Origin of the sequence: Micromonospora sp. NPDC126480 (genome assembly GCF_040302465.1) — a bacterium.
Lineage (GTDB): Bacteria > Actinomycetota > Actinomycetes > Mycobacteriales > Micromonosporaceae > Micromonospora.
Map to the genome: position 1 here is coordinate 25041 of NZ_JBEORU010000025.1, position 19839 is coordinate 44879.

The 19839-nt window shown below is 73.6% G+C and carries 17 protein-coding genes; 9 read left to right on the forward strand and 8 right to left on the reverse strand.

The annotated features are described in order from the left end of the window. Nucleotides 1-15: 15 nt before the first annotated feature. Nucleotides 16-522 (reverse strand): inorganic diphosphatase, encoded by a 507-nt coding sequence (locus ABTW87_RS21800; protein WP_350652780.1) that lies wholly within the window; start codon nt 520-522, stop codon nt 16-18. 620 nt (nt 523-1142) lie between these two features. Here ABTW87_RS21800 and dacB point away from each other — a divergent pair. The 4 genes from dacB (at nt 1143) to ABTW87_RS21820 (ending at nt 6469) form a co-directional block, all read left to right on the forward strand. Continuing rightward, entirely contained in the window at nt 1143-2567 is a 1425-nt protein-coding gene (gene dacB / locus ABTW87_RS21805; protein WP_350652847.1) for a D-alanyl-D-alanine carboxypeptidase/D-alanyl-D-alanine endopeptidase, read from the forward strand. A gap of 102 nt (nt 2568-2669) precedes the next feature. Further along, nucleotides 2670-3740: an Rv3626c family coenzyme F420 biosynthesis-associated protein gene (locus ABTW87_RS21810; protein WP_350652781.1), complete on the forward strand. Its 1071-nt coding sequence runs from the start codon at nt 2670-2672 to the stop codon at nt 3738-3740. A gap of 10 nt (nt 3741-3750) precedes the next feature. Next, nucleotides 3751-4743, forward strand: coding sequence for a tRNA lysidine(34) synthetase TilS (gene tilS, locus ABTW87_RS21815; protein ID WP_350652782.1), 993 nt, complete (start codon nt 3751-3753; stop codon nt 4741-4743). Between the two features lie 94 nt (nt 4744-4837). Continuing rightward, entirely contained in the window at nt 4838-6469 is a 1632-nt protein-coding gene (locus tag ABTW87_RS21820) for a gamma-glutamyltransferase family protein (RefSeq protein ID WP_350652783.1), read from the forward strand. Between the two features lie 18 nt (nt 6470-6487). Here ABTW87_RS21820 and ABTW87_RS21825 read toward each other — a convergent pair whose 3' ends face one another. Then, entirely contained in the window at nt 6488-7450 is a 963-nt protein-coding gene (locus ABTW87_RS21825; RefSeq protein ID WP_350652784.1) for a GlxA family transcriptional regulator, read from the reverse strand. 138 nt (nt 7451-7588) lie between these two features. On the opposite strand from ABTW87_RS21825, the gene ABTW87_RS21830 reads away from it, so the two are divergent. The 4 genes from ABTW87_RS21830 to folE all read left to right on the forward strand — a co-directional run bounded on the left by ABTW87_RS21830 (nt 7589) and on the right by folE (nt 11486). Then, nucleotides 7589-7738, forward strand: a complete 150-nt coding sequence (locus tag ABTW87_RS21830; protein WP_350652851.1) for a hypothetical protein — start codon at nt 7589-7591, stop codon at nt 7736-7738. A gap of 101 nt (nt 7739-7839) precedes the next feature. Continuing rightward, a complete protein-coding gene (gene hpt, locus ABTW87_RS21835; RefSeq protein WP_350652785.1) occupies nt 7840-8412 on the forward strand; it encodes a hypoxanthine phosphoribosyltransferase in 573 nt (190 codons plus the stop codon). A gap of 354 nt (nt 8413-8766) precedes the next feature. Further along, nucleotides 8767-10785: an ATP-dependent zinc metalloprotease FtsH gene (ftsH, locus tag ABTW87_RS21840; protein ID WP_350652786.1), complete on the forward strand. Its 2019-nt coding sequence runs from the start codon at nt 8767-8769 to the stop codon at nt 10783-10785. Nucleotides 10786-10820: 35 nt separating this feature from the next. After that, nucleotides 10821-11486, forward strand: a complete 666-nt coding sequence (gene folE, locus ABTW87_RS21845) for a GTP cyclohydrolase I FolE (RefSeq protein WP_350652848.1) — start codon at nt 10821-10823, stop codon at nt 11484-11486. A 7-nt stretch (nt 11487-11493) separates the two neighbouring features. Here folE and ABTW87_RS21850 read toward each other — a convergent pair whose 3' ends face one another. Beyond that, nucleotides 11494-12210, reverse strand: coding sequence for a hypothetical protein (locus ABTW87_RS21850; protein ID WP_350652787.1), 717 nt, complete (start codon nt 12208-12210; stop codon nt 11494-11496). Beyond that, nucleotides 12207-14831 carry an FtsK/SpoIIIE domain-containing protein gene (locus tag ABTW87_RS21855; protein ID WP_350652788.1) on the reverse strand — a complete coding sequence of 875 codons (2625 nt, stop codon included), beginning with the start codon at nt 14829-14831 and terminating at the stop codon, nt 12207-12209. Before ABTW87_RS21855 ends, ABTW87_RS21850 begins: the two co-directional genes overlap by 4 nt. Before the next feature lie 193 nt (nt 14832-15024). Here ABTW87_RS21855 and ABTW87_RS21860 point away from each other — a divergent pair, with 193 nt between their 5' ends. Continuing rightward, on the forward strand, nt 15025-15582 hold the full coding sequence (locus ABTW87_RS21860) for a hypothetical protein (RefSeq protein WP_350652849.1): 558 nt from the start codon (nt 15025-15027) through the stop codon (nt 15580-15582). A gap of 3 nt (nt 15583-15585) precedes the next feature. Here the strand turns inward: ABTW87_RS21860 and ABTW87_RS21865 are convergent, their stop codons facing one another. From ABTW87_RS21865 to ABTW87_RS21880, 4 genes are read right to left on the reverse strand one after another with little or no spacing between them, the layout of a single operon-like run. Then, nucleotides 15586-16179, reverse strand: a complete 594-nt coding sequence (locus ABTW87_RS21865; RefSeq protein ID WP_350652789.1) for a hypothetical protein — start codon at nt 16177-16179, stop codon at nt 15586-15588. A 13-nt stretch (nt 16180-16192) separates the two neighbouring features. Continuing rightward, nucleotides 16193-17362, reverse strand: a complete 1170-nt coding sequence (locus ABTW87_RS21870; RefSeq protein ID WP_350652790.1) for a M23 family metallopeptidase — start codon at nt 17360-17362, stop codon at nt 16193-16195. Next, entirely contained in the window at nt 17359-17913 is a 555-nt protein-coding gene (locus ABTW87_RS21875; RefSeq protein ID WP_350652791.1) for a hypothetical protein, read from the reverse strand. Before ABTW87_RS21875 ends, ABTW87_RS21870 begins: the two co-directional genes overlap by 4 nt. After that, a complete protein-coding gene (locus ABTW87_RS21880) occupies nt 17910-19838 on the reverse strand; it encodes an MFS transporter (RefSeq protein ID WP_350652792.1) in 1929 nt (642 codons plus the stop codon). The genes ABTW87_RS21875 and ABTW87_RS21880 overlap by 4 nt, the downstream gene beginning before the upstream one ends. Nucleotide 19839: the final 1 nt, after the last annotated feature.

The window sequence follows — 19839 nt, forward strand, 5'->3', positions numbered from 1 at the left end:
CGTCGACGTCGTCGCTCAGTGCGTGGACTCGCCGCGCTCCTCGGCCTCCCGTGCGCGCCGGAACGAGGCGACGATCTCCGCCTCCGCCTCCTGGCGGCCGACCCAGGTCGCGCCCTCCACGGACTTGCCGGGCTCCAGGTCCTTGTAGACCTCGAAGAAGTGCTGGATCTCCAGCCGGTCGAACTCGCCGAGGTGGTGGATGTCGCGCAGGTGCTCCTGACGCGGGTCCTCGTACGGCACGCAGAGGACCTTGTCGTCGCCGCCCTTCTCGTCGGTCATCCGGAACATGCCGATCGTGCGGCAACGGATCAGGCAGCCCGGGAAGGTCGGCTCGGGGACCAGCACCAGGGCGTCCAGCGGGTCGCCGTCCTCGCCCAGCGTGCCCTCGATGAAGCCGTAGTCGGCCGGGTACTGCGTAGAGGTGAAGAGGGTGCGGTCCAGCCGGATCCGGCCGGTCTCGTGGTCAACCTCGTACTTGTTGCGGTGACCCTTGGGGATCTCAACCGTGACGTCGAAATCCATCTGCACGCTCCCTCGTTTGCCCACGCTGGCAACGGACCAGCGGCGTCGTCGGTCTCCGGACACGCTGAACAGCAGCCCGGCGCTCCGGTCGCCGCATAGTGTTCGGACCGAAGTAGTGTCACCCAAGCAGATTTTCGCGGGGGGAGGAGGGGGTCGTGGGGAGGGAAGATTCACACTACCGCCCGGAGGAGGGGGCCGGACGGGGTACCGGCGGATCCGGTGGCGGTGGTGCCAGCGGGCGGGTACCGGTGCCCGAAGCGCAGGCTTCGCGCCCGCCGACCCCGGGCCGCATCTACGGTTCGTCCCCGGAGCGATCCGGTGCCGACCGACCCGCCCCGCCGCCGTGGTCGCCGCCGGGCAGCCCCGGACGATTCCCCGTCCTCGATCGACCCGACCAGGCCGGCGGGCACACCCCGGTGCACGGCGCCGTCCCGTCCGGTGATCCGGTGCCGGCCGGCTCCGGGTACGGGAGGGCTGCCGTGACGCCGAACGCGACCCCGCGGGCCGAGCCGCTCGACCTCTGGGCCGCCGCCGCGTCCCGCCCGCCCGCCGGACCGCCGCCGTCCGCCGGCCGGCCGGACGCCTCCCCACCCGCCGCACCCCCGCCCCGGCGTCGCCGGCTGCTGCCGGTCGTGCTGGCCACGGTGCTGGTCCTCGTGCTGGCCGCCGTCGGTGTCGTCGTGGTACGCCCGGGCCCGGTGGCTGACTGGCTGGGCGGGGAGCCCGCCGGCGAGCAGGCAGCGGAGACTCCGGAGCCGGCGCCCGTGCCCGTCCTGGCCGCCGCGGACCCGAACGCATCCCCGCCCACGGCCGCCGGGGTGCGCGCCGCGCTCGACCCGCTGGTCCGGGCCGGCGCGCTCGGCGACCGGGTCAACGTCTCGGTGGCCGACGTCGCCACCGGCGAGGCCCTCTACGGCCGGGGCGCGGACGACGGCACGGTGCCCGCGTCGGTGACGAAGCTGGTCACCGGCGTGACCGTGCTCGCGGCGCGCGGCCCCGGGTACCGCATCCCGACCAGGGCGGTCGCCGGGGCGGCACCGGGTGAGGTCGTGCTCGTCGGCGGCGGTGACCCGACCCTGGCCGTCGACCGGAACGGCTTCTACCCCGGGGCGGCGCGGCTCGACGACCTGGCCGCGCAGGTGAAGGCGGCGCTCGGCGGCACCGAGCCCACGCGCGTCGTCGTCGACTCGTCGCTGTACAGCGGTCCCGTCCACGAGCCTGGCTGGGACGACGACATCCCGACCGGCGGCTACGGCGCGGCGATCACCGCCCTGATGACCGACGGCGCGCGCAGCGACGTCAAGCAGGCGAAGAAGGATCACGACGACGGCAACCACGCCGCCGAGCGGGTGGGCCAACCCGACCTGGCCGCCGGCCGGGCGTTCGCGCGGCTGCTCGGCGTACCGGCGGACGCGGTCAAGCGGGGCAGGGCGCCCGAGGCCGGGGCGGACGCGACGGCCGGAGCCCCCGGCAGCGAACTGGGCGTGGTCCAGTCACTGCCGATGGTTCGGCTGGTCGACATCATGATCAGTGACAGCGACAACATCGTCGCCGAGGCCCTCGCCCGGCAGGTCGCGCTGGCTCGCGACGAGCCGGCGTCGTTCGCCGGAGCGGGCAAGGCGATGGACGCGGTCGCCGGTGAGCTGGGGTTGCCGGCCGACGAACTCTCCCTGGCCGACGGCAGCGGCCTGTCGCGTACCAACCGGATCAGCCCCTCGCTGCTCACCGACCTGATCGCGCTGGCCGGCGACGGAACCCGCCCCGAACTGGCCGCGATCTTCGGCGGTCTCCCGGTCGCCGCCTGGTCCGGCACCCTCGCCGACCGGTACGCGGGCACGGCGGCCAAGGCCGGCGCCGGCGTGGTCCGCGCCAAGACGGGCACGCTGACCGGGGTGCACGCGATCGCGGGCGTGGTGACCACGGCCGACGGCCGCCTGCTGAGCTTCGCCGTGCTCACCGACCGGGTGCCCGCCAACGGGCTGGAATCGGCCCGATCCGCGCTCGACCGGATCGCTGCCAGGCTCGCCGCCTGCGGTTGCCGCTGAGCCGCTGTCCGAGGCCCGGCACACGCGCCCGGCCGGCTGCGACGGCGCGGGGCCGGGGCACGAGCCCGGGCCGGGTTGTGGCGGCGCGGGTACGGTGGGTCCATGGCGCAGTTCGTGGACTGGGATCTGGCCGCCGCGACCGCGGGGGCGCTGGGCAAGACGGGCCCGCGCGTGTCGTACGCGGAGGCCACCGAGGTGGTCGGCGACCTGCGACGGCTGACCGACGAGGCGGCCGGGCACGTCGCCGACTTCACCGGGCTCCGTTCGCAGGTGCCGCACCCACCGGTGCGGGTGGTCGACCGGCGGGACTGGGCCGCGACCAACATCGCCGGACTGCGCGAGGTGATCGGCCCCCTGGTCGGCCGGCTCACCAAGGACAAGCAACCGGGGGTGCTGACCGAGGCGGTCGGCTCCCGGATCACCGGCGTGCAGGCCGGCACCGTGCTGGCGTACCTCTCGGGCCGGGTCCTCGGGCAGTACGAGGTGTTCTCCGGCGAGCCGGGCCAGCTGCTGCTCGTCGCGCCCAACATCGTCGAGGTGGAGCGGAAGCTGCAGGCCGACCCGCGCGACTTCCGGCTCTGGGTCTGCCTGCACGAGGTCACCCACCGGACCCAGTTCACCGCCGTGCCCTGGATGCGGGCGTACTTCCTCAGCGAGGTGCAGGCGTTCGTCGACGCCTCCGCCAGCGGCGGCGACCACCTGGTCGAGCGGCTGCGGCGGGGCGTCGCGACCCTCTCCGACGCGGTGAAGGATCCGGAGAGCCGCTCGAGCGTGCTGGACATCGTCCAGACCCCCGCCCAGAAGGCGGTGCTCGACCGCCTCACCGCGCTGATGACGCTGCTGGAGGGGCACGCCGAGTTCGTGATGGACGGCGTGGGACCGCAGGTCATTCCGAGCGTCGAGCGGATCCGGGCGTCCTTCAACCGGCGCCGTGAGGCCGGTAACCCGCTGGAGAAGGCGATCCGCCGGCTGCTCGGCGTCGACGTCAAGCTGCGCCAGTACGCCGAGGGCCGCAAGTTCGTGCACGGGGTGGTCGACCGGGTCGGCATGGAGGGTTTCAACCGGATCTTCGCCTCGCCGCTGACCCTGCCCCGGTTGGCGGAGCTGGGCGACCCGGACGCCTGGGTGGCGCGGGTGCACGGGCCGGCCGGTCCGATCCCGGCCGCCGGCTGACCATCCGCCCGTGGCCGCGCTCGCCCCGCCGGTCGCCGCGATCCGGGTCGCCGTCCGCCGCGCGCTGACCGGGCTGCCCGACCGGGGGCCGGTGCTGGTGGCCTGCTCGGGGGGTGCCGACTCGCTCGCGCTCGCCGCCGCCACCGCCTTCGTGGCACCGCGGCTGGGACGTCCCGCCGGGCTCGTGACCGTCGACCACGGCCTTCAGGAAGGCTCCGCCGAGCGGGCCGCGGCGGTCGCGGCGTGGGCGCGCGAGACGGGCTTCACGCCGGTCGAGGCGGTCCGCGTGGACGTGTCCGGCCGGTCCGGTGGGCCGGAGGCCGCGGCCCGCGAGGCCCGCTACCAGGCGCTGGTTGAAATCGGCCACCGACACCGGGCGGCGGCGCTGCTCGTCGGGCACACTCGCGACGACCAGGCGGAGACGGTGCTGCTCGCGCTCGCGCGCGGAGCCGGGCCGCGCGGGCTGGCCGGGATGCCGGCCCGGCGGGAGCTGGACGGGGTCCCGCTGCTGCGGCCGCTGCTCGAGGTGAGCCGGGAGCAGACCCGCAAGGCGTGCGCGATGCTCGGGCTGACCCCGTGGGAGGACCCGCACAACGTCGACCCTTCGTACGCCCGCGCCCGGATCCGGGCCGACGTGCTGCCGGCGCTGGTACGCGCGCTGGGTCCCGGGGTGGTGGACAACCTGGCCCGCACCGCCCGGCTGGTCGCCGACGACAACGTCGCCCTGGACGACCTGGCGGCCGCCGCACTGGAGGCGGTGCGCCACCCCGACGGTGGGCTGTCCGTACCGGGGCTGGCCGGTCTCGCGCCCGCCGTTCGGGGACGGGTGCTGCACGGCTGGGCCCGGGAGCTGGGGGCGCCGCCGGCCGCGCTGTCGTACCGGCACGTGACCACTCTGGAGGCTCTGGTGACCGGCTGGCACGGCCAGGGCGCGGCGCACCTGCCGGGCGGGCTGCGGGTCATCCGCCGTGACGGCCGCCTGACCGCAGTCGGCCTGCGCTGAGCCGCGTGGAGGAGTCCGTGTTAACAAGGGGCCCGGCTACTACCGGAGGCGTTAAGAAGGGGCCCTTCCTTACCGGAGGCGGTAGACATGGCGGATGGCGTACCCACGCATGCCCCTCTTCGCCCCGCACGGCGCGGTGGCGACGAGCCACCCGCTCGCCGCGGCGGCCGGCCTGGCCGTGCTGCGGCGCGGCGGCAACGCCGTCGACGCGGCGCTGGCCACCGCGACCACCCTGACCGTGGTCCAGCCGCCGTCCAACGACATCGGCGGTGACCTGTTCGCGATCGTCTGGGACGGCGACCGGCTGTACGGGTTGAACGCCGCCGGCCGGTCCCCGGCGGCGCTGACCCGCGAGCTGGTCCTCGCCGCGACCGGCGGCTCCGGCGCCGAGCCGGCGGCCGCGCTGGGCGGCGCGCAGGGCCGCGGCCCGGCGATGCCGGCCCGGGGCTGGCTGCCGGTGACCGTGCCCGGCGCTCCGGCCGGCTGGCGGGACCTGCACGCCCGGTTCGGATCGCTGCCGTTCGCCGACCTGTTCGCCGACGCGATCGGGTACGCCGAGCACGGCCACCCGGTCTCCACCGGTGTGGCGGCGGCCTGGGAACGGGCGCTCGCCGGGCACGCCGGCCTGATCGGCGAGGAGTTCGCCGAGTTCGACCGGGTGTTCGCCGCGGGCGGTCGGGCGCCCCGGCCGGGCGAGCGGTGGCGCAACCCGGACGCCGCCCGGACGCTGCGGAGGATCGCCGCGACCGGCGCGGACGACTTCTACCGGGGCGAGATCGCCGAGGCGCTGGCCGCCCACGCGGCGCGCACCGGCGGCTTCCTCACCGGCGCCGACCTGGCCCGGCACACCTCGACCTGGGTGACGCCGGTGCACACCCCCTACCGGGGGCACGAGGTGTGGGAGCTGCCGCCACCCGGTCAGGGACTCGCCGCGCTGCTCGCCCTGCGGATCCTGGACGGCCTCGACCTCACCGGACCGCCTGCCGAGCGGGTGCACCGCCAGGTCGAGGCGACAAAGCTCGGCTTCGCCGACGCGCACGCACACGTCGCCGATCCGGAGCGGGCGGCGGTGCCGACGGAGGCACTGCTCGACCCGGCGTACGCCGCGTCCCGGCGGGCGCTGGTCACCGAACGGGCCGGCGAGCCGGCCGCCGGGGAACCGGAGCGGGGCGGCACGGTCTACCTCTGCGCCGCCGATGCCGACGGAATGATGGTGAGCCTCATCCAGTCCACGTACCTGGCGTTCGGCTCGCACGTGGTGCTGCCCGGGTACGGCTTCGCGCTGCAGAACCGGGGACTGGGCTTCCGTCTCGACCCGGGCCACCCGAACGTGGTGGCTCCCGGCAAGCGACCCTTCCACACGATCATTCCGGGCTTCCTGACCCGCGACGGTGCTCCGGTCGGCCCGTTCGGGGTGATGGGCGGTCACATGCAGCCGCAGGGTCACGTGCAACTCCTGTCGGCCACCCTCGACCGGGGGCTCGACCCGCAGGCGGCGCTCGACGCGCCGCGCTGGTACTGGCACGCGGGCCGGGCGCTGCTCGTCGAGCCCGGCCTCGCGGCGGAGCCGGGCCTCGTCGAAGGGCTGCGCGCCCGGGGCCACGAGGTCGCCGTCCCGGCCGAGCCGTCGGTCTTCGGGTACGGGCAGGCCATCTGGCGACGCCCGGAGGGTGGTTACGTCGCCGGCTCCGAGTCCCGGGTCGACGGGGGCGTCGGCGGCTACTGAGATCCGGCCGGGCCGGGGTCAGCGCGCCGGCGTGCGGTCCCGGAAGGTGGTCCGGTACGTGTGCGGGGTGGCGCCGACCCGGCGGGTGAAGTGGTGCCGCAGGGCGGCCGCGTCGGAGAAGCCGGCCCGGTCGGCGACCTCGTCCACGGTGAGCCGGGTCTCCTCCAGCAGCCGCCGCGCCAGCAGCACGCGCTGGTTGGTGAGCCAGTCGTGTGGCGTGGTGCCGGTCTCGGCCCGGAACCGTCGGGCGAACGTCCGGGGGGCCATCTCGGCGCGGGCCGCGAGGTCGTCCACGGTCAGCGGCCGGTCCAGGTGGCCCATCAGCCACTCCAGGACGGGCTCCAGCGTGGGCGCCTCGGGCGCCTTCGGGATCGGCGCCTCGATGTACTGCGACTGGCCGCCGTCGCGGTGCGGTGGGACCACCATCCGGCGGGCCAGCCGGGTGGCGGTGGCGGATCCGTGCGCCTCCCGCACCAGGTGCAGGCAGGCGTCGATGCCGGCGGCCGTGCCGGCGCTGGTCAACAGCCACCCGTCCTGTACGTACAGCGAGTTGCACCGCACCTTGGCGCTCGGGTGCCGACGCTGCAGGTCGTCGACGTACTTCCAGTGCGTCGTGCACTCCCGGCCGTCGAGCAGCCCCGCCTCGCCCAGCACGAACGCGCCGGAGCAGACGCTGAGCACGTACGCACCCCGCTCGGCGGCGCGGCGGAGTGCGGCGAGGGCGGCGGGCGGCACCGGCGCGCCCCGCTTGTGGGCCGGCACGGCCACCAGGTCGGCCTCGTCGACCGGCGCCAGGTCGGCGTGCGGCGTGAGGTGGAACCCCGACGAGGTGCGGACCGGACCGCCGTCGACCGTGCAGACGTGGAACCGGTAGCCGGGGAAGCCGTCGTCGGTGCGGTCGGTGCCGAAGACCTCGGCCAGCACCCCGAGCTCGAACGGGGCGACGTCGTCCAGGGCGATGACGGCGACGGAGCGGAGCATGTGACGAGGGTAACGCGTCAGCTGGCAGGAAATCCACGTCCAATGGCAATCCTGCCACTGTGCGGCGGGGGTTCGGGGGCGGAGACTGGGGACAGTCCGGTGCGCACCGGCGGCGAAACCAACCCGAACCTCGCGAAAGTGAGCGCCGCCATGGAGTTCCTGCTGTTCCTTCTCTTCTTCGTCCTGCTCGCCTCCGCCTCGGCCGCCGGCCTGACCGCCGACACCCGGGACTCGGCGGACTGGAAGCCGACCGACAGCGGCCGGCGCTGGCGATCCCGCGCCTGCTGAGACTTCTGATGGCTGTTGTCGGAAATATCCGGGGCGGGACCGTGCCCAAAAGGGGCGGCCCCGCCGACGGCGGCCATCCGGCGTACGGCAGGCTAGGAGTCATGGCTGACGGCTCCTGGTACGACGCCGACATCGACCACGTGATCATCTCCGAGGCGCAGATCCGCGAGAAGACGGCGGAGCTGGCCAAGCAGGTCTCGGCGGACTACGCCGACGTCGAGGACGGGCTGCTGCTCGTCTGCGTCCTCAAGGGCGCGGTCATGTTCATGGCCGACTTCGCGCGGGCGCTGGGCCGGCACGGCCCGCCGGCCGAGCTCGAGTTCATGGCCGTCTCCTCCTACGGCCAGGGCACCACCTCCTCCGGGGTGGTGCGGATCCTCAAGGACCTGGACCGGGACATCGCCGGCCGGCACGTGGTCGTGGTGGAGGACATCGTCGACTCCGGCCTGACCCTCTCCTGGCTCCTGCGCTACCTGCAGTCCCGCTCGGCGGCCAGCGTCGAGGTGGTCGCGCTGTTCCGCAAGCCGGACGCGGTGAAGGTGCAGGTTCCGGTGAAGTACGTCGGCTTCGACATCCCGACCGAGTTCGTCGTCGGTTACGGCCTCGACTTCGGCGAGCGCTACCGCGAGCTGCCCTACGTCGGCGTGCTCAAGCCCGAGGTCTACGCGCGGTAGCGGTCGGGCCGACGTTCAGCGGACTCTCAGCCACGCGGACTACGGTGGAGGCCGGTGGCGTGGAGGCACCCTCCACGCCCGACCCCTCGCACCGCGTGACCGGGCGGTCGGGTGGCCGGGTGCGGAGCTCCCGTCGCGCCGGCTGAAACCCCGGTTCGCCCTACGCGTAAGTGCCGGGCTGGCAAGCTCGCATCTGGCACGAACGGTGTACCGTCGAATAACCGTGGCGCGATTCGGCGCCCCGGGGTCGAGGCCGGCCCGCACGGCGGCTCGGCCGCCGCGCTGGCGGCGACACCATCAGACGGTCAGGACGTCGATCAGGAGGATGCGGGCGTCACGGCGCCCGACAACAGTATGGAACGTACGCGTTTCTTCCGCCGACCGGTGGTCTGGATCATCCTGGTCATCCTCGGCGCCGTTGTGCTCAGTCAGCTGTTCACCGCTGGTCCCAGCTACCACCGGGTGGACACTTCCGTTGCGCTCGACCAACTCAACACCGGCACGCCCAAGATCGAGAAGGTCGTCTTCGCGGACAAGGAGCAGACGCTCCAGCTCGACCTGGCCGAGGAGGCCAAGTTCGGCGACACCGAGACCGACCGGATCGAGGCCCAGTTCCCGTACGAGGTCGGTGACGAGGTCTGGAACGAGGTCCTCGAGGCCAAGGCGAACAACCGGGTCACCGGCCCGGCCGACACCAAGGTGTCGTCCGACAGCATCTGGGTGAGCCTGCTTGTCAACCTGCTCCCCATCGCCCTGCTGGTGCTTCTGCTGCTGTTCTTCATGTCGCAGATGCAGGGCGGCGGCTCCCGGGTGCTCAACTTCGGCAAGTCCAAGGCCAAGATGATCACCAAGGACACGCCGAAGACCACGTTCGCGGACGTGGCCGGCGCCGAGGAGGCCGTCGAGGAGCTGCACGAGATCAAGGACTTCCTGCAGAACCCGGCGAAGTACCAGGCGCTCGGCGCGAAGATCCCCAAGGGTGTGCTGCTCTTCGGCCCGCCCGGAACCGGTAAGACCCTGCTCGCCCGGGCGGTCGCCGGCGAGGCCGGCGTGCCGTTCTACTCGATCTCCGGTTCGGACTTCGTCGAGATGTTCGTGGGTGTCGGCGCCAGCCGGGTCCGGGATCTGTTCGAGCAGGCCAAGGCGAACGCCCCGGCGATCGTCTTCGTCGACGAGATCGACGCCGTCGGCCGCCACCGCGGCGCCGGCATGGGCGGCGGCCACGACGAGCGCGAGCAGACCCTCAACCAGCTCCTCGTCGAGATGGACGGCTTCGACACCAAGGGCGGCGTCATCCTGATCGCCGCCACCAACCGGCCGGACATCCTCGACCCGGCGCTGCTGCGGCCGGGCCGCTTCGACCGGCAGATCCCGGTGGACGCGCCCGACATGGAAGGCCGCAAGGCCATCCTCCGGGTGCACGCCAAGGGCAAGCCGTTCACGCCGGACGTCGACCTCGACTCCGTCGCGCGCCGCACCCCGGGTTTCAGCGGCGCCGACCTGGCCAACGTGATCAACGAGGCCGCGCTGCTCACCGCCCGCAGGGACCAGCGGGCGATCACCAACGACTCCCTGGAGGAGTCCATCGACCGGGTGATCGCCGGCCCGCAGCGCCGTACGCGGGTGATGAGCGACCAGGAGAAGAAGATCACCGCGTACCACGAGGGTGGGCACGCGCTTGTCGCCTGGGCGCTGCCGCACGCCGCTCCGGTGCACAAGGTGACGATCCTGTCCCGGGGCCGGTCGCTGGGCCACACCCTGGTCCTCCCCACCGAGGACAAGTACACCCAGACCCGCGCCGAGATGGTCGACACCCTGGCGTACGCGCTGGGTGGCCGGGCCGCCGAGGAGCTGGTGTTCCACGAGCCGACCACCGGCGCCGGCAACGACATCGAGAAGGCCACCCAGCTGGCCCGCGCCATGATCACGCAGTACGGCATGAGCTCCAAGCTCGGCGCCATCAAGTACGGGACCAGCGGCGACGAGCCGTTCCTGGGCCGCAACATGGGCCACGAGCGGGACTACTCCGACGCGGTGGCCGCCGAGATCGACGCCGAGATGCGTGCGCTGATCGAGCTGGCGCACGACGAGGCCTGGGAGATCCTGGTCGAGTACCGGGACGTCCTGGACAACATCGTGCTGGAGCTGATGGAGAAGGAGACCTTGTCCACGCAGGACATGGCCCGCATCTGCGCCCGGGTGGCCAAGCGCCCGCCGATGGCTCCGTACAACGGCTTCGGCAAGCGTCAGCCCTCCACCGAGCCGCCGGTGCTCACGCCGGCGGAGAAGGACGCGCTCAAGGCGCAGGCCGAGGCCGACGGCGCCTCGGTCGGCGGCGGCCCGGCCTCGAACAACTCGGACGGCCCACACTGAGCACCGACGACGCGGCGGCCAGCCCTCACCGGGGGCTGGCCGCCTCCGCGACCGAGCCGGACGGCGACGACGCGCTGGACTACGTCGCCGCCCGGCTCATCAGCGGCAAGCTCACCGGCCGCCCCGTCGAGGACACCATGGATCTCGCCCGGATCGAGAAGGCCGTACGCGAGATCCTGATCGCGGTCGGGGAGGACCCGGACCGCGACGGGCTCCTGCAGACCCCGGCCCGGGTGGCCCGCGCGTACGCCGAGCTGTTCGCCGGGCTCCGGGTCGACCCGTCCCAGGTGCTCACCACCACCTTCGAGGCCAACCACGAGGAGCTGGTGCTCGTCCGGGACATCGACGTGATGAGCCTCTGCGAGCACCATCTGCTTCCGTTCCGGGGCAGCGCCCACATCGGCTACATCCCGGGGCCGGACGGCCGGATCACCGGCCTGTCCAAGCTGGCCCGCCTGGTCGAGGTCTTCGCGCGCCGGCCGCAGGTGCAGGAGCGGCTCACCTCGCAGATCGCCGACCTGCTCATGGAACGGTTGGAGCCGCGCGGCGTGATCGTCGTGCTCGAGTGCGAGCACATGTGCATGGCGATGCGCGGCATCCAGAAGTCGGGTGCGCAGACCATCACGTCGGCCGTCCGCGGCACGCTGCAACGGGACGCGAAGTCCCGCGCCGAAGCGATGGCTCTGATCAACTCCCGCTGATCGCGGGTCAGCCGGCCAGCAGGGCGAGCAGGAGCACCGCGCTGGTCAGCACGGCCGGGACCAGGCATACCAGGACGCCCAGCCGCGGCGTGCGGTCCGGCCGCCCGCCGGCACCCGGCGGGAAGAGTCGCCCGATGCCCCACCACCCCGCCCCGAACGCCGCCGCCGGCATCACCAGCCCGCCGAACAGCGCGGCGGCGGTCACCGGACCGGATCCGACGACGGCCAGGAGCACCAGCTGGATCACCGGCACCAGGAGAGCCAGCGGACCGTACACGAGGAGGTTGCGAGCGGCGACCGGCCAGCCGGCCGCGCCGACCAGGCCACGGGCGTCAAGCGCAGCCTCCGCCGCGTCCACCCGGGCTCGCGCCACCCGAAGCTCGGCCAGGACCGCCGCCGGCCCGCTCGCCATCGACCGGGTCGCCTCGGTCAGCTCCGGCGGCGTCGGAACGAGCGAGATCGGTGGTACGCCCGCCGCACGCAACCGCGTCTCCTGCGCCGCCAGCCGCGTGCGTACCGTGGCCAACTCCTCCCGGGCGGCCTGGACCGCGCGCGCCTGCTCGCCCGCGGCGGTGGCCGCGTCCCGGCGGACGCCGTCGAGCTGCCGGGCCGCCGCGAGGTAGTCCGTCCACGCCGCCCCCACCGGCTCGCGGGCCGGCTCGGGCAGGTCGACGGGGGTACGCTGCCGGCCGGGACCCGGATCGCGGGTGCGCGCCCGGCTCATGCCGGCGTTCCGTCCAGCGCGAACGGCACCAGGACGACGCCCTGCTCGCCGTGGCCGTCCCAGAGGACCGCCCGAGCCTCCCGGGGTCGCCAGTCGACCGGGCGACCGAAGACCGTGGCGAGTTGCGCGCCGGGCACGTCCACGGCGGCCACCGCGGCGAGCTTGGCCACGTCGCCCTCCGGTTCGAGCAGGGCCGCGAAGGGCGGCACCGCGCGCCACCGGCCCAGCAGGTGCCGGCCGGCCGGCGGACCCTCGCGGAGCAACGCGCCGAGCCGCTCCGGCGGGAGCTGCCCGGCGACCGGCCCGTCCAGGTCGAAGGCGATCAGGTACGCCGGCCCGGACGCGTCCAGCACCGCCGGCAGGTCGGCCCGGCCGATCGTCTCGACCCGGTGCTGTGTGGCCAGCTCGGCGGCGAGCGCCTCGGCGACCGCGCGAGCGTCGTCCTCCGGGGTCAGCACGACGAACCGTGCGGAGCCCGGCGGGTGGTGGACGGCGACACTACGGGCCGCGTTGACCAGCAGACCCGCCGCCTCGTCGCCCGTACCCAGCACCGCCAGGTTGCGGCCCGGCGAGGGCCCCAACGGGACCGCCACCGTCGACCGGGTCACGTCCACCGCCCGGCCCAGCAGCGCCGCCGGGCCCGCTGCGCCACCCGCGGCCGCGGTCCGATACCGCGGATCGTTACGTAGCAGCGGGCGTGCGTACCCGGCGAACACGACCGGTGGCGCCGCCCGCTCCGGCCGGCCGTCCCACAGCCGGTGCCGCAGGCCCTCGACCACGTCCGGGTGATCCTGGGGGTCGGGGAAACGGACCATCCGCTCGTGTCCGCGGATGGCGCCCCGGGGCCCGCCGAGCCCACCCGCCGTGTTGACCACCGCACTGCCCACCGGCAGCCCGGCGGCCGAGTCGTTTGTCGGCTCGAGGACCGCGCCCCCGCCGGGCAGCGCCACCCGCACCGGGAACTGCCCGAGCACCGAGTCCCGGTCGGTGCGGGTGCCCAGGCCCAGGTCGCCCTCGCCGGCCAGCACCAGATGCACACCGTACGACCGGCCGGCCCGGGCCAGGACGTCGAGCCGGGCCGCGGCCTCGGCGGCGACCCGGTCCCGGCCGGTCAGGAGCAGCGGCAGGTTGTCCACCACGCAGACGATCCGGGGCAGCTCGCGGTGCTGCCGCAGCTCCGCGTACCGCTGCCCGCCGGCCCGGGCGCCCGCCTCCTCCCGGCGGCGTACCTCGGTGGCAAGGAGATCGAACAGGTCCAGCACGTACTCCCGATCGGCGGCCATCGCGGCGGCGCGTACCTGGGGTATCCAGGACCGGTCGCGCTCGGTCTGGAGGAACTCCACGAAGGACTCCCCGCCACCGAGGTCGGCCAGGTAGAGGACCAGGTCCTCCGGACCGTACCGGGCGGTCAGGCCCAGCAGGGCGGTGGTGAGGAAGGTCGAGCGGCCGGCGCCCGACCGGCCGCTCACCAGCCAGTGCGGCGTCAGCTCGGTGAACCCCAACGACACCGGCCGGCCCCCGGCGTCCCCCACGGTCGTCGACAGGCCGTCGACCGAACCGGCCGTCCACAGCGGCTCGGCCGGATCCGGGAGCAGGTCGGTCAGGGCCAGCCGGGACCCCGCCTCCACCTGGTCCGCGAGCCGACGGCAGACCCTCTGGACGAGGTCGGTCGGCGGATCCGAATCGATGAAGACCGGTGAGTTGAGCCCACCTGGCGGGTCGCCGGCCGGGCTCGATGCTGCGTGTGGCCCGGCGTCCGCGGTGCGTGGCCCGGCGTCGCCGGTGTGGTGGCCGGTCTCGGCGATGCGGGGTCCACCGAAGGAGGTGCCCGGCGGGTCACCCAGCAGCGCGTAGACGGTGCGGATGGCGAGCGGCGTCGCCCGGGGCACCGGCGCCCGCCCGGGTGGCCAACCCGCCACGAGAAGGTGCAGACCGCTGGCAACGCCCTGCTCGGCGAGCGCCTCGATGCGGCTCAGGTCGGTGTGCCCGGTGGGCTCGGGCAGTGCGGCGACCACCAGCAGCAGGACGCGGTCGTGCCGCGGGCGCCCGCTCGCACCCGGCGTCACCCACTGCTCCGCCTCGGACAGCACGGCGCGCAGGCCGGCCACGTCCGTCGCCGGCGGCGGCAGGAGCCCGGCGTCGGCCAGCGCCGCGAACGGCGCCAGCGCCGAGCCCGTCGCGTCCACCGCGCGGACCAGCAACGCCCCGGCGGGCGTGGCCGCCAACAACCGCAGCAGTACGGCACGCAGCAGGCCGGCCGCCCGGGGTTCCCGGACGTCGGTGTCGATCGCGAGGTTCCCGGTACCGACGAACGGAACCAACGCGGGGAAGCGGGCGTCGTCGAGGGGGGCCGCGGTGCCGACCCGGACGAAGGTGGGAGGACCCTCGCCGGCCGGAGTGGACGGTGTGAGGGTCTCCAGAGCGGCGCCTGCCCAGCCCGGTGCGAGCTGCGCCGCCGCGGCGCGGAGGCGGTTGGCCAGCTCGTACTGGCGACCGTGGTCGGCAGGGGCGGGCCGGATGCCGTCGAGGACGTCGGCCGCCGACGCCACGGTGGCGGCGGCCCGGCGGTGCAGGGCGGCGGCCCGGCTCGCCCGTGTCCTCGGACCGGCCACCGCGTCCACCCCCTCCGCGAGGTCGGTAACCCCTCCCCGCGCAGAGACGGTAACCCAGGATGACCCGCTGCCGACGGAGGTGCGGCGGCGGTGCGCCGGTGTTGTTGTGGATGTCACCGGTGGGGAGGGGTCCGTCACGATCCGCCAAATCTGAGGCATTGGGTATGCCGTCGTCAGCCGATAGCCTCAGGAGGTGGAATCAGTGCAGCCCCCCGCCGGTTCCCAAGTCTCCCGTGTACCGGCGCAGCGGCCCCCCTCCGACCAACTGGCGCCGCCGACTCCGGCGCCGGCACCGGTCCGGCCGCGCCGCCGCCTTGGCACGATCCTCACCGTGATCGGCGCCGTTGTGACGGCGCTCGTACTGGGTGGGATCGTCGGCGGCTACCTGCTGTACGACCGCGCCACCACCCCCGACCGCAGCGCACCCGACGTGGTGGTTAGTAGCTATCTCCATGCCTACCTCGTGGACCGTAATGAGACACGGGTGCGCATGTTCACCTGCCAAGACGGCGTCTCTGACGCCGAACTGCGTGCTTTGCGGGACGACCTCGAGTCCAGAGAGGAGCGCTTCGCGACCGACATCTCGATCAGTTGGGGAAGCCTGCTAGTCCGGCGCGAAGGCAACGAGGCCGAGGTTGACGTGGAACTCATCATTTCTGCATACGTCGATGGTGTTGCTCAAAGCGACCGTCAGCCGTGGCGGTTCAACACACGCCTGACGGACGACTGGCGAGTCTGCTCTGGCACGAAACTGAGCTAGAACCTACTCGATCCACAGGAGATGGACCGGCACCTCCAGGGTGGTGGGGGTCTGTCCGCGCCAGGCCCACCGGTACCACTCGATCTCCCGAGTGATCCGGACGCAGATGTCCCCTTCCGCGCCGGAGTAGGTCTCCGTGACGGCGCGCAGGTCGCGGTGCTCGACCGAGTCGACCACGTGCACGACCCGCCGGCCGGCGACGGCGTCCGCCTCGAAGACCGGTGTGGGAGCGCGATGGGCGGGCGCGTCCAGTGACACGAGGCGGTCGACCTCCCGGACGGCGGGCTCCCGTCGCGCGCCGATGGTCTCCACCCAGACCCGGTCGACCGGCACCAGCGGGGCGAAGACCTCGACCTGGTCGGCCTCCGCGCGGTACCACTCGTGTTCGGGGATGACCGGGACGTAGGTTCGGCTGCCCTGGACCACGCGGTCGTCCGCCCGGAGGTCTCCCCGCCAGCCGAGGCCGGGCAGCCCCACCAGCACCCGGCGTCCACGCAGCTCGACGCTGCCGGTGGCGGGCACGATCTCGATCGGTCGGGGTGGCAGCGGTGCCCAGTCCGGCTGGCCCGCGAAGGGATCGGGCAGCGGGTCGGTCATGGCTGTCGACGCCTCATTCCACGCTCCGTAGCGGCGCGCCGCGCTCCCGCATGAACCGCACCGGGTCGATCGCACCGCGGCTGCTGCGGTCACCGTCGGTGTGGACCTCGAAGTGCAGGTGCGGCCCGGAGGAGTTGCCGCTGCTGCCGACCTCGCCGATCACCTCGCCTGCCTTGACGGTCTGGCCGACCCGGACCCGCGGCTTGCTCACCATGTGGCAGTAGCGGGTGATGATCTCCCCGGCGTGCAGGATGTCGACGAACCAGCCGCAGCCGCCCTTGTCGGGCCAGCCGTCCACGTCGCAGCTCAGCCGCCCGGCCCGGTCCGGGTCGCAGCGGGAGACGAGGACGCGCCCGCTGGCGGCGGCCCGGATCGGGGTGCCCTTCCGCGCCCCGATGTCGACACCGTTGTGCGCCGGACGCCGGGCGGTGCGGAAGCCGGAGCCGACGTTGCCGGGGACCGGCGCGGTCCAGCCGGAGGCGGCGATCCGTCCGTCCTCCGCCGCGTCGCAGGCCTGACGACCGGCGACGGGCACGGTCCGGGCGGCGCCGCCGGCCAGCGCGTTGACGATGGTGGCGGCGAGGGTCTCGTGCTTGGCGTACGCGTCCGGGAAGGCGCTGATCTGCACGGCCTGGGCCGCCCGGGTCAGCGGCATCCGCTCCCATCCCGGGACCTGGAGCAGCTTCTCGTAGAACTTGCGGGCCGCGTACTCCGGTGTCATCCGCTGCGCGACCGTGCCCCAGCTCGCCCGCTGCTGGAACAGCCCGACCGAGTCGTGGTCCGAGCCGACGCCCTCGTTCGGAATCGTCTGCGACCCGGCCACGGTGGGGTTCGCGAGATTGCGCAGGCGCGACTCCTGCATGGCGGTCGCCACGGCGATCACCCAGCCGCGCGGCGGCACCTTCATCTCCTGTCCGACCTTGATGATGCGCGCGGCGTTGCGGAGCTGGATCTCCCCGTACTGCGACATCCGGGGCATCTCGCCGGTGATCTCGACGCGGAAGTCGCCCGTGCAGTCCTGGCTCGCCAGCCGCAACTCGTCGCCTCCGTCGCCGCCCAGCTCGGTAAGGAAGAAGGCGCCCGTGCCGCCGACGCAGCAGAGCAGCACGAGGGTCGCGGTGAGCGCGGCGACCAGCGCGCCGACCCGGAGCGGACGACGGCGGGGGCGAGGCGCTCCGCTCATTGCTGCTCCCAATCGATCGTGTCCACAAGCCATCGGCCGTCGGACGCCACCAGTTCCAGCCGAAGTCGCCCGGTGTCGAACGGCACCCGCACCTCGACGACGGTCTCCGCACGCGGCTCGACCGTCGGATCGCCCGTCACCTGCCCGGCCGGAACGTCGGCCGGACCGGCGCCGACGAGCTGCTCGGCCAGCGTCGGCGTGGTCAGCGGGCGCAGGCCGGCACGCCACTGCTCCGGTGTCAGGCCCGGCCGACCATGCCAGGCGGTGACGAACCGTTCCGCGGTCTGCCGCGGCGTGAGCTCCCCGGGGCGGGTGACGGGCGTGGGGGGATCGGTGGCGATCGCCCCGTCGTCCCCGGCGGTCGGCGGCACGGTGGTGATGGGCCGGTCGGGACGGTTGCTGAGCCCGGCGCCCGGATCCGGCGGGCCGGCGACGAGCCGGGCGGTGCCGATGATGCCGAACACCACGACGGCGAGCGCCAGGGCGATACCCAGTCGGGACCGCAGCACCCGGGTGAACACCGATTCGATCGCCCGACGCACCGCGATCACCGGGCCTCGGAGCGGATCCGCGGGGTGTCGCGTTCGGGAACCGCCTCCGCCGAGCCCGGCCGGTAGATGACGAAGGACGGACTCTCCTGCGGGACGTCCGGCTCGGTCCAGGTGGCCGGTTGCCGCCGCTGCCGAGGTGCCGCCGACCGTCCGCCGGCCACCCGCTCCGGGCGCGGCGGTTCGACGTCGCCGGGCCGCTCACGGCCGTCCGGCCGGCCGCCCTGATCACCGGAGTGCACCGGATCCTCGCGCCGGGCCTCCGGCCGCAGGGTGCTCGGTTCGGCGACCACCGGCCGGCGGCGTCCCATCGTCGGCTCCGCGGTGCCGCCGGGCTCGGCGACGTCGAGACGAGCCGCCGTGCGCATGTCGCGGAAGAACCGCCGGTGCCAGGAGCCGGCCGAGCTGACCGCCTCGCTGCTGTCCTTGCCGCCGAGCTGGGTGATCCGCCGGTACGGGCGCAGCAGCAGCCAGCCGACCACCCCGCAAAGCCAGACCAGGACCACCTGGAGCCAGCCGGGCAGGGTCGGCGTGCTCATGATCAAATCCACGGCGAACAGGTAGATGGCCGCTCCGGTGCCGAAGATGGCGATGTTGAAGATTGCCGCGACGACGGCGTTGCCCAACCGGCGCAGGCCGGCACTGGCCGGGCGCAGCAGCCCGACCGTGCCGAGGATCGGTGCGGCGATCACCGCCCACCGGAAGATCAGGAAGCCCAGCAGCACCAGCACCGACGCGGTCAGGTCGAACATCGCGAAGAGCAGCGCGGCGAGCACCGCGATGAACCCGGCGCCCACCCGGTCCATGTCCCGGACCCCCTGGAGGTACTCGTACGCCTCCGGGTCCTCCGACTTAATTTGCTGCGCCACCCGCGCCCACTGCTGCTGCTTCAGCTTGATGGTCAGTTCCCGTGTCGCCGGGTTGGAACGAAGCCTCTCGGCCTCATCCCAGGAAAGCGATTTGGCATCGTAAAGAGCGCGACCGTACTTCTTGGCAGTCTCACTGTCGGCTGAACCCAGCACCCCTCGCAGCCAGTTGCGATAAAGCATGGCCTCGGTTGCCGTGTCACTTGCCCGGACAGCAGGCGGTCGCTTGTCAACACACGCCTCCGGATTCGGCAGCACGCACTTGTCCGGCGGGGTGTCCTTGGAGGTCGGCCCGACGGCGTCGTGAACGACGCCGAGGGTGGTGATGAGGGTGCCGTCGGCGATGTTCGCGGACTTGACCGGCCACGCGGCCAGGGCGGTCACCGCCACCATGACGAGCAGGGCCCAGCCGGCGGTCGTCATCGCGTTGCTCATGTCCGACTGGCGGGAGCGCCAGAGCAGGTAGAGGCCGACCACGCAGAGGGTGATGATGCCGAAGACGCTGAACACCTTCTGGTAGACGGCCTTCGTCGCCTGCTCCACAAGCGGGTCCGCCCAGCCCCACATCGAGCGCGGGTCCCAGGCCCGCTCCCGAAGTGCGTTCGAGGCGCCGACGATCGCTGTCGCGATCATGAACTCGCCGTTGGCGACCGTGTTCGTGAACTTGTAGTCGGGATGCAGGACCGCCGTCGCGCAGCCGGTGTCGACGTCGTACGTGGAGTAGCTGTATCCGGCGTAGCCGTAGTCGCTGTAGAAGCCCTTCGGCCCGGGTTGCTTCGCGGAATCCGGGCGGGATGCGAACCATCCGGCGATGCCCGAGTCCGGTGCGGTCGGCGTCGGGGCGTTGCGGCAGGTGACGTCGTCCTCGGCGACCTCTTTGAGCTTCGCCACGCAGGCGCGGAAGTCGGCCTGCCATTCCTGGGTGGTGCAGAGGTCGGCCGGTGCCTGTGCCGTCACCGGCCCGGCCGCCGCCGCGCCGACCGCCGGCCAGCCGATCGTGGCCCCGGCCAGGACGCCGAGGGCGAGCAGGAGCGCCGCCGTCCGTGCCCGGACCCCGGCCATG

Excerpts from the sequence above, each read along its gene's own strand:
- ABTW87_RS21800 (WP_350652780.1), bottom strand. The coding sequence starts at position 522 with ATGGATTTCGACGTCACGGTTGAGATCCCCAAGGGTCACCGCAACAAG.
- ABTW87_RS21810 (WP_350652781.1), top strand. The coding sequence starts at position 2,670 with ATGGCGCAGTTCGTGGACTGGGATCTGGCCGCCGCGACCGCGGGGGCG.
- ABTW87_RS21820 (WP_350652783.1), top strand. The coding sequence starts at position 4,838 with ATGGCGTACCCACGCATGCCCCTCTTCGCCCCGCACGGCGCGGTGGCG.
- ABTW87_RS21825 (WP_350652784.1), bottom strand. The coding sequence starts at position 7,450 with ATGCTCCGCTCCGTCGCCGTCATCGCCCTGGACGACGTCGCCCCGTTC.
- hpt (WP_350652785.1), top strand. The coding sequence starts at position 7,840 with ATGGCTGACGGCTCCTGGTACGACGCCGACATCGACCACGTGATCATC.
- ftsH (WP_350652786.1), top strand. The coding sequence starts at position 8,767 with ATGGAACGTACGCGTTTCTTCCGCCGACCGGTGGTCTGGATCATCCTG.
- ABTW87_RS21850 (WP_350652787.1), bottom strand. The coding sequence starts at position 12,210 with ATGAGCCGGGCGCGCACCCGCGATCCGGGTCCCGGCCGGCAGCGTACC.
- ABTW87_RS21865 (WP_350652789.1), bottom strand. The coding sequence starts at position 16,179 with ATGACCGACCCGCTGCCCGATCCCTTCGCGGGCCAGCCGGACTGGGCA.
- ABTW87_RS21870 (WP_350652790.1), bottom strand. The coding sequence starts at position 17,362 with ATGAGCGGAGCGCCTCGCCCCCGCCGTCGTCCGCTCCGGGTCGGCGCG.
- ABTW87_RS21880 (WP_350652792.1), bottom strand. The coding sequence starts at position 19,838 with ATGGCCGGGGTCCGGGCACGGACGGCGGCGCTCCTGCTCGCCCTCGGC.